13 protein-coding genes are annotated in these 11,675 nt (G+C 68.2%); 8 read left to right on the top strand and 5 right to left on the bottom strand.

The features are described from left to right. Window positions 1–207: 207 nt before the first annotated feature. Both AC1AYD_RS00455 and AC1AYD_RS00450 read right to left on the bottom strand, forming a co-directional pair. Window positions 208–939, bottom strand: a complete 732-nt coding sequence (locus AC1AYD_RS00455; protein WP_476501979.1) for a response regulator transcription factor — start codon at window positions 937–939, stop codon at window positions 208–210. A 94-nt stretch (window positions 940–1,033) separates the two neighbouring features. Beyond that, the gene (locus AC1AYD_RS00450) at window positions 1,034–1,957 is read right to left on the bottom strand and encodes a TPM domain-containing protein (protein ID WP_476544529.1); all 924 of its coding nucleotides are present in this window, start codon (window positions 1,955–1,957) and stop codon (window positions 1,034–1,036) included. An 81-nt stretch (window positions 1,958–2,038) separates the two neighbouring features. On the opposite strand from AC1AYD_RS00450, the gene AC1AYD_RS00445 reads away from it, so the two are divergent. Beyond that, window positions 2,039–2,329, top strand: coding sequence for a WXG100 family type VII secretion target (locus AC1AYD_RS00445; protein ID WP_476501981.1), 291 nt, complete (start codon window positions 2,039–2,041; stop codon window positions 2,327–2,329). 98 nt (window positions 2,330–2,427) lie between these two features. Here AC1AYD_RS00445 and groL read toward each other — a convergent pair whose 3' ends face one another. The 3 genes from groL to AC1AYD_RS00430 form a co-directional block, all read right to left on the bottom strand. Beyond that, window positions 2,428–4,053 (bottom strand): chaperonin GroEL, encoded by a 1,626-nt coding sequence (groL, locus tag AC1AYD_RS00440; protein ID WP_476501982.1) that lies wholly within the window; start codon window positions 4,051–4,053, stop codon window positions 2,428–2,430. 315 nt (window positions 4,054–4,368) lie between these two features. Beyond that, on the bottom strand, window positions 4,369–4,572 hold the full coding sequence (locus tag AC1AYD_RS00435; RefSeq protein ID WP_034529900.1) for a cold-shock protein: 204 nt from the start codon (window positions 4,570–4,572) through the stop codon (window positions 4,369–4,371). Between the two features lie 200 nt (window positions 4,573–4,772). Further along, window positions 4,773–5,459, bottom strand: coding sequence for a LytR C-terminal domain-containing protein (locus AC1AYD_RS00430; RefSeq protein ID WP_476544528.1), 687 nt, complete (start codon window positions 5,457–5,459; stop codon window positions 4,773–4,775). A gap of 139 nt (window positions 5,460–5,598) precedes the next feature. Between AC1AYD_RS00430 and AC1AYD_RS00425 the strand changes: the two genes are divergently transcribed. From AC1AYD_RS00425 to AC1AYD_RS00395, 7 genes are all read left to right on the top strand, one after another. Then, on the top strand, window positions 5,599–6,300 hold the full coding sequence (locus AC1AYD_RS00425) for a uracil-DNA glycosylase (RefSeq protein WP_476501984.1): 702 nt from the start codon (window positions 5,599–5,601) through the stop codon (window positions 6,298–6,300). 69 nt (window positions 6,301–6,369) lie between these two features. Next, entirely contained in the window at window positions 6,370–7,446 is a 1,077-nt protein-coding gene (locus AC1AYD_RS00420; protein ID WP_476501985.1) for an AAA family ATPase, read from the top strand. Next, window positions 7,443–8,396, top strand: a complete 954-nt coding sequence (locus AC1AYD_RS00415) for a DUF58 domain-containing protein (RefSeq protein WP_476501986.1) — start codon at window positions 7,443–7,445, stop codon at window positions 8,394–8,396. Before AC1AYD_RS00420 ends, AC1AYD_RS00415 begins: the two co-directional genes overlap by 4 nt. After that, window positions 8,393–8,965 (top strand): hypothetical protein, encoded by a 573-nt coding sequence (locus AC1AYD_RS00410; protein ID WP_476501987.1) that lies wholly within the window; start codon window positions 8,393–8,395, stop codon window positions 8,963–8,965. Before AC1AYD_RS00415 ends, AC1AYD_RS00410 begins: the two co-directional genes overlap by 4 nt. Beyond that, window positions 8,965–10,032: a VWA domain-containing protein gene (locus tag AC1AYD_RS00405; RefSeq protein WP_476501988.1), complete on the top strand. Its 1,068-nt coding sequence runs from the start codon at window positions 8,965–8,967 to the stop codon at window positions 10,030–10,032. Before AC1AYD_RS00410 ends, AC1AYD_RS00405 begins: the two co-directional genes overlap by 1 nt. Beyond that, window positions 10,029–11,060, top strand: coding sequence for a VWA domain-containing protein (locus AC1AYD_RS00400; protein WP_476501989.1), 1,032 nt, complete (start codon window positions 10,029–10,031; stop codon window positions 11,058–11,060). The genes AC1AYD_RS00405 and AC1AYD_RS00400 overlap by 4 nt, the downstream gene beginning before the upstream one ends. Next, window positions 11,057–11,659 carry a DUF6466 family protein gene (locus tag AC1AYD_RS00395; RefSeq protein ID WP_476501990.1) on the top strand — a complete coding sequence of 201 codons (603 nt, stop codon included), beginning with the start codon at window positions 11,057–11,059 and terminating at the stop codon, window positions 11,657–11,659. Before AC1AYD_RS00400 ends, AC1AYD_RS00395 begins: the two co-directional genes overlap by 4 nt. Window positions 11,660–11,675: the final 16 nt, after the last annotated feature.

Here is an 11,675-nt window from a genome sequence, read left to right as displayed (position 1 = left end):
GGATGGACGCGGAGATGCCGACCGTGCCGACGATGAGCACGACGAGCGTGCAGGCGACGAGCTTGGCGCTCAGCGAGACGCGGTCGAGATGGTCGAGGAAGAAGCGCGGCACGCGCCGCCATCCCGTGGCCTTCGGCGGCTTCAGGAGGGCGGCGCGCGGCATGGCGGGGCCGGATCCGTTCTTCGGCGGGAACTGCGGCTGCACGATCATGACTTCGGTTCGCGGATCATGTAGCCGATGCCGCGCTTGGTCTCGATGAGCGGCGTGACCTTGTGCTTCTCGCCGTCCTCGCCTTCGACCATGACGCCGTCGACCTTCTTGCGCAGGTAGGAGATGTAGCTTTCGACGATGGCCGCGTCGCCGCCCCAGTCGTACTGCCACACGTGGTCGAGGATCTGCGCCTTGGACAGCACGCGTCCGGCGTTGTCCATGAGGTAGCGCAGCAGCTTGTATTCGGTGGGGCTCAGGTCCACGGTCTGGCCGGCGCGGGTCACGTCGTGGGAGTCCTCGTTGATCTCGAGGTCGCCGACGCGGATGATCGGATCGTCCTCCACCTGCTCGCGCGTGCGGCGCAGGATGGCGCGGATGCGGGCGACGACCTCCTCGAGGCTGAACGGCTTGGTCACGTAGTCGTCACCGCCGACGGTCAGGCCCATGACCTTGTCCTGCGTGTCGTCGCGCGCGGTGAGGAACAGCACGGGCGCGTCGATGCCCTCCTGCCGGATGCGGCGGGTCACGGTGAACCCGTCGATGTCCGGCAGCATGACGTCGAGCACGATGAGGTCGGGCTCGACCTTCTCGATGACCTCGATGGCCTCGGAACCGGAGGCGGCGGTGTTCACCTCGAACCCGGCGAAATGCAGGGAGGCGACCAGCAGTTCACGGATGGACGGCTCGTCGTCCACGACGACGATCGATGCTTCAATGGGCTTGCTCATGGCTCCCAGCATGACCCGCTTCTCTGTAGGTTTCCTGAAAGGCCTCTGTGGATTGCTGACGCGTCCGCGGTATGCCGGGCGCGGCCGGGCGGGTTCAGCGGCCGAACAGGCCGCGCTTGCGCTTGCGCGCCTCACGCAGTTCGCGCCGCGTCATCGGGCGTTCCGCCTCCGCAGGCGCCTCGGGCGCCGCGGATGCCGTGGATGCCGCGGTCTCCCCGGCCGCCGGTCCGGGAGCCGGTTCCGTCGTCGGTGTCGGTTCCGTCGTCGGTGTCGGTTCCGGCATCGGAGCGGAGGACTCCGCTTCCTCGGCACTCCCCTCGGTCTTCCCGGATTCCCCGGTCTTCCCGGATTCCCCGGCCGCGGCGTCCTTGCCGATCTCGCGGCGGCGGCGCACGATCACGGTGACGACGATGACGCCGACCAGCACGACGAGCACGAGTCCCATGACGATGACGCCGATCTTCATCGTGCCGGTGTTCGTGGAGGTCTGCTTCTGCTGCCTGATCTCGTCCATCATGGCGGTGGCCGACCCCGGCCAGTCCTGCGCCCCCTGTTTGGTGAGCGGCTTCATCGCGGCGTCGCTCAGCGCATCGATGGTCTTCTGGTTGTTGAGCCATTCGTCGGAGTTCTTGGAGACGCATACGACGAGGCTGCCGTCGCCGGAGGCCACGGCGAGCAGCACCGTGTTCGGCTCGGGGTCGGTGGATTCCAGCACCGTCGACGCCCATGCGGACTTGTCGCTGGTGCCGAAGGTGTCGATGTAGAGGAGGCGCACGTGCACGCCGGTCTCCTGCTCGGTGCGCTTCATCGCGTCGGACACGGCCGATTCGTTCTTGCCGAGCAGGTTCTGCGTGTCGGTGATGTCGTTGGTGGTGGTGGGGGCGTCCGCGGCGAGCGCCGCGGGGGTTATCCACATCGCGCACATCAGCGCCGCAAGCAGGCAGACAAGCCGTTTCACCATCGGCGACACGCCGTCACAGGGGGCTCCGACCACAGGGGCCGTTTTCTCGTTCCTCATTCGTGCAGACATCATAGACTCCACCTTAGCGACCGGTTGCGCCAACAGACAATCAATCCCCGGCAAGCAAAGGAGACAACGATGCCCCAATACCAGGTGGATTCCGAGAGGATCCAAGCTTCGAGCGCGGCCGTGCAGGCCTCGGTGAGCCAGATCAGGCAGGCCGTCGCCGGCATGTACGCGAACCTCAACGCGCTGCAGGACGCCTGGCGCGGCTCGGCGGCCACGCAGTTCACCTCGGTGGCCGAGCAGTGGCGCGCCGCCCAGCAGCAGATGGAGACGTCGCTGGAGTCAATCCAGAACACCCTGATGCAGGCCTCCACGCTCTACGCGGAGACCGAATCCCAGGCCACGCGCCTCTTCGCGCAGTGACCTTGGCAGGCATACGACGAAGGGACCCGGGCACATGGGCGAACCATGCGCTCGGGTCCCTTCAATCAGTCACCTGATGGAACCGATCGGCCTTCCGATCAGTAGCCCATGTCGGCGCCGGCGGCCGGGGCGGCCGGCTTCGGCTCCGGCTTGTTGGCGACGACGGCCTCGGTGGTCAGGAACAGGCCGGCGATGGAGGCGGCGTTCTGCAGGGCGGAACGGGTCACCTTGACCGGGTCGGTGACGCCGGCGGCCAGCAGGTCCTCGTAGGTGTCGGTGGCGGCGTTGAAGCCCTCGCCGTCCGGCAGGGAGCGGACCTTGTTGATCACGACGTCGCCGGAGACGCCGGCGTTCTCGGCGATCTGCTTGATCGGGGCCTCGATGGCGCGGAACACGATGGCGGCGCCGGTGGCCTCCTCGCCGGTCAGCGAGGTGACGGCCTCATCGGACTCGGCCTTCTTGGCGGCCTGGACGAGGGCCACGCCACCGCCGGGCAGCAGGCCTTCCTCGATGGCGGCCTTCGCGTTGCGCACGGCGTCCTCGATGCGGTGCTTGCGCTCCTTGGCCTCGACCTCGGTGGCCGCGCCGACCTTGATGACGGCGACGCCGCCGGCCAGCTTGGCGAGACGCTCCTGCAGCTTCTCGCGGTCGTAGTCGGAGTCGGTGTTCTCGATCTCGGCGCGGATCTGGGCCACGCGGGCGTCGATGTCCTCCTTGGAGCCGGCACCCTGGACGATGGTGGTCTCGTCCTTGGAGACGATGACCTTCTTGGCGTGGCCGAGCACGGAGACGTCGACGGAGTCGAGCTTGAGGCCGAGCTCGTCGGAGACGACCTGGGCGCCGGTCAGGATGGCCATGTCCTGGAGCATGGCCTTGCGGCGGTCGCCGAAGCCCGGGGCCTTGACGGCGCAGGACTTGAAGGTGCCGCGGATGTTGTTGAGGATGAGGGTCGGCAGCGCCTCGCCGTCGACGTCCTCGGCGATGATCAGCAGCGGCTTGCCGGTCTTCATGACCAGCTCGGCCACGTGGACGACGTCCTGCTGGCTGGACACCTTGCCGGAAGTCAGCAGGATGTACGGATCCTCGAGCACGGCGGTCTGGTCGTCGGCGTTGGTGACGAAGTACGGGGCGATGTAGCCCTTGTCGAAGCGCATGCCCTCGGTGAACTCGAGGTCCAGGCCGAAGCGGTTGTTGTCCTCGACGGTGACGACGCCGTCCTGGCCGACCTTGTCCAGGGCCTCGGCGATCTTCTCGCCGACTTCCGGATCGGCGGCGGAGATGGTGGCGGTCGCGGCGATCTGGTCCTTGGTCTCGACGTCCTTGGCGGCGGCGATGAGCTCCTTGACGATGACGTCGGAGGCCTTCTCGATGCCACGGCGCAGCGCGATCGGGTTGGAGCCGGCGACCACGTTCTTCAGGCCCTCATGCACGAGGGACTGGGCCAGCACGGTGGCGGTGGTGGTGCCGTCGCCCGCGACGTCGTCGGTCTTCTTGGCGACTTCCTTGACCAGCTCGGCGCCGATGCGCTCGTACGGATCCTCAAGGTCGATCTCCTTGGCGATGGAGACGCCGTCGTTGGTGATGGTCGGCGCGCCGTAGGTCTTGTCGAGCACGACGTTGCGGCCCTTCGGGCCCAGCGTGACCTTCACGGTGTTGGCGAGCTTGTCGAGGCCCTCCAGCATACCCTGACGGGCATCCTCATCATACGCAATGATCTTTGCCATGGTTGTGTTCATCCTCCAAATGGCTGGTGTACCGATATCCACCCGTATGGCCATCCGTGACCGCCGGCCGTCAGCCACCGGTTATCACTCCCGACCTCCGAGTGCTAACCATGAGATTAGCACTCCACCCCGTCGAGTGCCAACACGCTTCCATGCGATTGCGCTTTCGGCTTGACCGGCGGCCCCGTCGGCCCGTCCGGGCATGAAAAAAGCCCCGTCATACCGACCGGGGCAAACCTGAGGGGTCCGAATCCTCAACCTCACGAACCTAGGGATCTCATGGTGGGCGATGTCACGAAAGCCACATCGTGTCGTTCACAATTTGGTGACTTTGGTGGCCTGCATGCCTTTCGGGCCCTTCTCGGCCTCGTATTCGACCTTGTCGCCTTCATCGAGGGTCTTGAATCCCTCGCCCGAGATCACGGAATAATGGACGAACACGTCGTCACCGCCACCGTCCGGTGTGATGAAGCCGTACCCCTTGCCATTACTGAAAAACTTTACGGTTCCTTGCGCCATGTTGCACTTCCCTTAGCTGTGTGAGCTGTAATCTCTCCCGACACGGAGGGAATAAAGAACTACAACACCGCGCTCCCCCCGCCTCGCGACTAAAGGGACAGTATAGACGCGACCCATGTCAACGACAACAAGGCGGCCGGAAAAATGGAACGGAACATGGACGAGGACCCGACGGGGGCGGAACCGCGTCCACGATCCGGTCAGCTCATCAGTACGACGACGATCGAACCGCCGAGGCCGCTGGCCTGCTGCACGTTCGTGATGCCGAGCGTGGAGGCCACGTCGTCCGCGGTGGCCTTGTCCGCGTCGGACTCGTACCACACCACGGTGGCGGACGGCAGGGTGCCGGTCGGATTGGACGCGACGACGTTCGTGTATCCGGCGGAGGCGAGCACCGACTGCTTGGTGGCGGCGTAGCCCGAGACGCCGGTGCCGTTGATGACGGTCACGCCCTTGGTCTTGTCGGGCTGGGCGGCCTGCTGCTGCGCCTGCTGGTCGGCCTGCGCCTGCTGGTCGGCCGCGGCCGCCTCCTCGGCGGCCTTCTTCTCCTCGGCGGCCTTCTTCGCCGCCGCCTCCTCGGCCGCCTTCTTCTTGGCGGCGGCGGCCTTCTTCTTCGCCGCGGCCGAGGCCGAAGAGGAGGACGAAGACGACGAGGCGGACGAGGAGGAGGTCTGCGACCACGGCATCCTCACCTTGCCGAACTCGCCGGAGAAGACGCCCCACGCGCCGACGCCGCACAGCGCCGACACCAGGACGACCACGACGAACGGCGCGAACCGCGCCGCGGCCGAGCGCACGCCACGGTGCATGCCCGCCGGTCCCTTCGGCGGATTGTCGAACGCGTCCGGTTCGTAGGAATCGGCCTGGTCCTTCTCGCTTTTCGCCATGGTGCCTTGTCCTCCATTCGTCACACTACCCACCGAGTGTAACGGCATGACCGCCCGAACGGAACGCCCCACCGTGTCATGCCCACGCCATGCGCACATGGCCGCGGCGCGAGGCGGGATGCGGGTAGAGTGTGAAGCCATGAGCGAAATCAAACCGCTGAGCGAACTCGTCGAACCCGGCTGGGCGGCGGCTCTGGCCGACGTCGAGCCCACGATCCACCGCATGGGCGACTTCCTGCGCGAGGAGAACCGCGCCGGACGGCACTGGCTGCCGGCCGCGCACAACATCCTGCGGGCGTTCACGATCCCGTTCGATTCGATCAAGGTGCTGATCGTCGGACAGGACCCGTACCCCACGCCCGGCCACCCGGTGGGCCTGAGCTTCTGCGTGGCGCCGGACGTCCGCCCCCTGCCGAAGAGCCTGGCCAATATATATAAGGAGATGACCGACGACCTCGGCGTGCCCATGCCGTCCAACGGCGACCTGACGCCGTGGACGGAACGCGGCGTCCTGCTGCTCAACAGGTGCCTGACCGTGGGCGTCGGCAGGCCGAACTCGCATCAGGGCAAAGGCTGGGAGGAGGTCACCGAGGCGGCCATCCGCGCGCTGAACGCCCGCGTCGACCCGGAGACCGGCAAGCCGCGTCCGCTTGTCGCGATCCTGTGGGGCCGCAACGCGCAGACGCTCGAGCCGCTGCTCACCAACGCGGTCATCATCAAGTCCCCGCACCCCTCCCCGCTGTCCGCCTCGCGCGGCTTCTTCGGTTCTCATCCGTTCTCGCGCGCCAACCAGGCGCTCACGGCCATGGGGGCCGACCCGATCGACTGGCGTCTCGCCTGACCGCCGACGGCCGCGCATCCAGCCGATTGTCAGGATGCGCGGTCATCGCACGTGGTTAGAGTGGAACGCATGGCAATTTTCCCTCCGAATCCACAGATGCCCCCTCAACCCGCCGGCATGCGGGTCCCCGCGCCGGCGCCCACGGCCGCGAGCGCGATCGCCGCGGACGACGTGAAGCGGGCGGCGGCGCTGGCCGACCGCATCCGCGCGCGCTTCGCCCAGACGCTCGTCGGACAGGACAATCTGCGTGAATCGTTGATCCTCACCCTGGTGGCGGGCGGCCACATCCTCATCGAATCGGTGCCGGGCCTGGCCAAGACGACGGCCGCGCAGACGCTCGCGACCTCCGTGTCGGGCACGTTCAAGCGCGTGCAGTGCACGCCCGACCTCATGCCCTCCGATCTGGTGGGCACCCAGGTGTTCGACTTCGCCTCGCAGCGCTTCACCACGCAGATCGGCCCGATCCACGCGAACTTCGTGCTGCTCGACGAGATCAACCGTTCGAACGCGAAGACCCAGTCGGCGATGCTCGAGGCGATGGCCGAGGGCGCGACGACGATCGGCGGCGAGCGCATCGCCCTGCCGAAGCCGTTCATGGTGATCGCCACGCAGAACCCGGTCGAGGAGGAGGGCACGTTCACGCTGCCCGAAGCCCAGATGGACCGTTTCATGATGAAGGCCGTGATGACCTATCCGACGGCCGACGAGGAGCGCCGCATGCTGGCGCTGCTCACCCGCCGCGGCTCCGACGTGTTCGATCCGGCGCAGCTGCCGGCCGACCAGGTGTCGATCCGCGACGTGGAGTTCCTGCGCGCGGCGGCCCGTCGCGTGCACGTCTCCGACGCGATCATGCGGTATGCGGTCGATCTGGCGGCCACGTCGCGCGGCGCCGGCACGCACCCGATCCAGGGACTGGGCTCGCTGGTGAGGCTGGGGGCCTCGCCGCGCGCCTCGATCGCCCTGACGCGCATCGGCCAGGCGAACGCGCTGCTCAAGGGACGCGACTACGTGGTCCCGGAGGACGTGAAGTCGGTGGCGCACGAGGTGATGCGCCACCGCATCGTGCTCACGTTCGAGGCGCTGGCGGACGGCGTGACCGCCGACCAGGTCGTCGACCGCATCGTCAAGGCGGTCCCCGTTCCATGATCGGCACGCGAACCGACGATCCGATCAGGGCCAGGATTGAGGCGTTGGGCACGCGGCTGAGCCTGCCCACCGTGCGCAAGGCGCTGGGCGTGATCGAGGGCGAGCATGCGTCGCGGCGTCCGGGCGGCTCCGACGAGCTGATGGACGTGCGCGCCTACGAGCCCGGCGACGAGGCGCGTCTGATCGAATGGAAGACGAGCGCCCGCCAGGGCCGTCCGATGGTGGTCCGCCGCGAGCGTCAGGTGACCTCGCGCGTATGGATGCTGCTGGACGTGGGCCGCGAGATGACCGGGGCCTGCGAGTCGGGCGAACGCGCCTTCGAAGTGGCGGCGAACGCGCTGCGCATGTTCGCGGCCCTGTCGCTGCGCCGTTCCGACGACCTGTCGCTGGTGCTCTCCGACGCGGCCAGCATCACCCGTCTGCCGTTCAACGGCGGGTTCGCCCAGTTCGAGCGCACGCTCGACGAGTCGCTGGACCGCGGCTGGGACCATCCGCGCAACATCGACGCCCTGCTCGCCTATGCGAGACGCATCAAGGACCCCCACGCGCTGATCGTGCTCGCCACCGACGAGCACGCGCTGGCCGAGGGCCAGCTGAAGGCGCTGCGCCAGGTGGCGCGCACGCATCCGATCGTCCTCATCGACGTGGCCACCGTGAACCCGTTCTCCGCGGCCCGCACGGTGGGCGTGCTCGACGGCATGGGATCGCGGCGTCTGCCCGCGTTCCTCGCCGACGCGCGCGCCGCGGCCGAGGTGGACACGCACCGCGCCTACATGGCCGCCGCCCTGGAGCGCGAACTCAGGCGCGCGGACGGCCACATGATCCGCGCCGCATCCAGCGAGGCCATGTTCGACGCGTTCGTCCGCCTCGTCTCCCGCGCGCTGGCGGGCAACACGGCGAACCATCTGCGCGCCCCGGCCGGCCTCGCCCCGATGGGAGGTGCCGCATGAGCGCGGATCATCTGCTGAACGCGGCGGGAGCCGTCTCCCGCGTGACGCTCGCGGTGAAATCGGACGACCTGACGCCCGCGGGCCAGATCGACATGACCGGGCCGTTCATCGCCATGCTGGCGGCGTTCCTGCTGATCGCCGCCGCGCTCGTCGTATGCGTGGCGCTGCTCTCCCGACCGAGGAGGACCCGCGCCAAGTCGCGCCCGCGCGGCGCGCACAGCGCCGCCGGCGACAAGGCGGCGTGGCGCGCGCGCATCGACGACGTGGTGTCCCGGCACGCGGCCGGCGAACTCGACCGTGAGGACGCGTTCGCCGAACTGGCGGCGATCGCACGCGACTTCGCCTCCGAATCGACGGGCCGCGACCTGACCGCGCATACGCTGACGGACATCCGCACCGAGCCGCGCGACCCGTCCGTGCGCGGCGGGCTGGACCTGCTGCGCATGACGATCGCCGCGCTCTACCCGCCCGAATTCGCCGACGCCGCAGTCAACGCGCGCGCCCGCGAGGCGAACGTCGAGGAGGCTGCCGGGTGGGTGTCGAATCTCGTGGAAAGGTGGGGACGCTGATGCAGCTGTCATGGCAATGGCCGTGGGCCGCGCTCGCCGGCGCGCTCGCCGCGGCCGCGATCGTCATCCTGATCGTCGCGCTGTCGTCGCGCCGGCATCGGATGGACACGATCCGCGTGTTCACGCTGGACGACGACCTCAACACGGAACGCGCCTCGACGCTGTTCCGCAGGTGGCGCCGTCTGAACCGGTGCGCCGCCGCGCTCGTCGTCATCGCGCTCGCCGTCGCGATTGCGATGGTCGCGCGTCCGGCGACGGTGGACGTGAGCGAGGAGCGTTCGTCGAGCCGCGACATCGTCCTGTGCCTCGACGTGTCCGGCTCGACGCTGCCCTATGACCGCCAGGTGATCGACACGTACCGCGATCTGGTGGGCCATTTCGAGGGCGAGCGCATCGGCATGAGCATCTTCAACTCGACCTCGCGCACCGTGTTCCCGCTGACCGACGACTACGATCTGGTCGCCGAGCAGCTCGACGCCGCGTCGAAGGCGTTGAAGGGCGTCGAATCGCAGGACGACATCGACAAGATGAGCGATGCCGACTACCAGCGGATCGCCGACTGGCTGGAGGGCACGCAGAACCGCAAGGACACGACGTCGCTGATCGGCGACGGCGTGGTCTCCTGCGCGGCGATGCTGCCCGGATTCGCCTACGGCTCGTCCTCGTCCGACGACTCCGACGTCTCGCGCACGCGCGCCGCGTCGATTGTGCTCGCCACCGACAACGTGGTGTCCGGCACGCCGACGTACACGCTCGAGCAGGCGCTGGACCTGACGAAGAGCGCGAAGATCACGGTGGACGGCCTGTTCTCCGGTCCCAGCCAGAGCGAAGGCGAGGAGACGACCACGCGGATGAAGGACCTGATCGAATCGCATGGCGGCGTGTTTCTCACGCAGTCGAACGGCGCGAGCGTCGACGAGCTGGTGCGCGACATCGACGAGCGGCGTTCGGCGAAGAGCCGCAGCGCGAACCAGGCGGCGCTGGTGGACGATCCCGTATGGTTCGAGGCGGCGTTGGCCGTCGTGGTCGCGTTGTGGCTGCTCGTGGTCTGGAGGTTGAGGCGATGAATTCGGTATGGACGCTCTCCCCCGCGTTCGGATGGCCGGTCGGCGGCGCGATCGCGCTGGCGATGCTCGCGTTCGCCGTCGTCGGCGTCGTGCGTCACGCGCGGCACGCGGCCGGCGACGAGACGCTCGCCTCCTGCGTGCGGCGCGCGCTCATCTGCCTGCTCACGGGATTCGCCGTGCTCACCCCGTCCATGGTCTCGTCGACCACGTCGCGCGCCGTGAACGCGACGGACGTGGTGGTCGCCGTCGACGTGACCGGCTCGATGGCCGTCACGGACGCGCATTACGGCTCCGACGAGGCGATCACGCGTCTGGAGGCGGCGCACAGGGCGGTCGACGACCTGACGACGATGTACGCGGACTCCAGTTTCGCCGCGTTGCGCTTCGGCGCGTCCGGCACGCTCGACGTGCCGTTGACGCCCGACGCGCCGGCGATCCGCAGCTGGGCGAACACGCTCGCGCCGGAGGCGACGAGCGTGTCGTCCGGATCGTCGCTGGACGCGCCGCTCGACCAGCTGGTCACCACGCTGAAGCAGATCCGCGACCAACATCCGGATGATGCGGTCGTGCTGTACGTGATCACCGACGGCGAGCAGACCTCGTCGAAGGCGCGACGCACGTTCTCCTCGCTGCGCAGCTACCTCGACGACTCGTTCACCGTGGGCGTCGGCTCCACGGAGGGCGGCAACATCCCGAAGATCGCGGACGGCGTGTCCGCGGACGGCGACGCCGACTCCCAGGAGTGGGTCACCGATCCGGACACCGGCCAGCCGGGCGTGTCGAAGATGGACGAGGGCAATCTCAAGGACATCGCCGACGAGATGGGCGGCACCTACGCGAAGGTGGACGCCACGGACACGATGGCCACGGCGAAGTCGTCGAAGACCAGCAACAAGTGGAAGATGACGAACACGCGCAAGGAGCGCACGAGGGTGACGCCGGTCGTCTGGCCGGTCGCCATCGCCGTCGCGCTGCTGCTCGCTTGGGAGGCGGGCGCGCAGTTCGCACTGTCAAGGAGGCTCATATGAGCGTGAAGGCACGTGAACGGGCGCAGGACGCCGGGGATCCCAGACCGGCGGCGCGCGCGCCGATGGGCGTGCGCGTGCTGCTCGCCGTGCTGGCCGTGCTAGCCCTGTGCGCGGCGGGCGTGGCCGGCGTGAACCTCGTGGCGGTCATGCGCTACAACGAGGCGACCGCCGCGTTGAACGAGAACCTGAAGACGGCCGGCAAGTCCGACGTGGACCTCGACGCGTTGAGCGCGGGGCAGCAGCAGACCGACGCCCAGTTCGACGACGCCGGCGCGCTGTCGTTCCTGCTGTTCCCCTCGGTGAGGCAGTCGATCAGCCAGAACCGACAGGTGTCGAGGAAGCTCACGAGCCGCACCGTCAAGGAGGTCGCCAAGCTGAAGGGCGAATCCACGTCGGACACGGCGGCGGCCGGCTCGGGAACCGGCGCCGGCGCGTCGAGGAACGCGAAGAAGGGCGGCGGACTCACCGCCAAGCAGAAACGGCAGGTCGAGGAGCTGCTCAAGGCGAACCAGCAGTCCACGCCGTCGGATTCGACCACGAAGAACGACGACGGGACCAAGAAGGACACCGCCAAGACCCAGACCACCAAACCCTGGTAGCGCCGGCGGTTTTCCG

The organism is Bifidobacterium sp. LH_426 (genome assembly GCF_056356875.1).
This window is presented reverse-complemented; position numbering and strand designations above follow the sequence as displayed.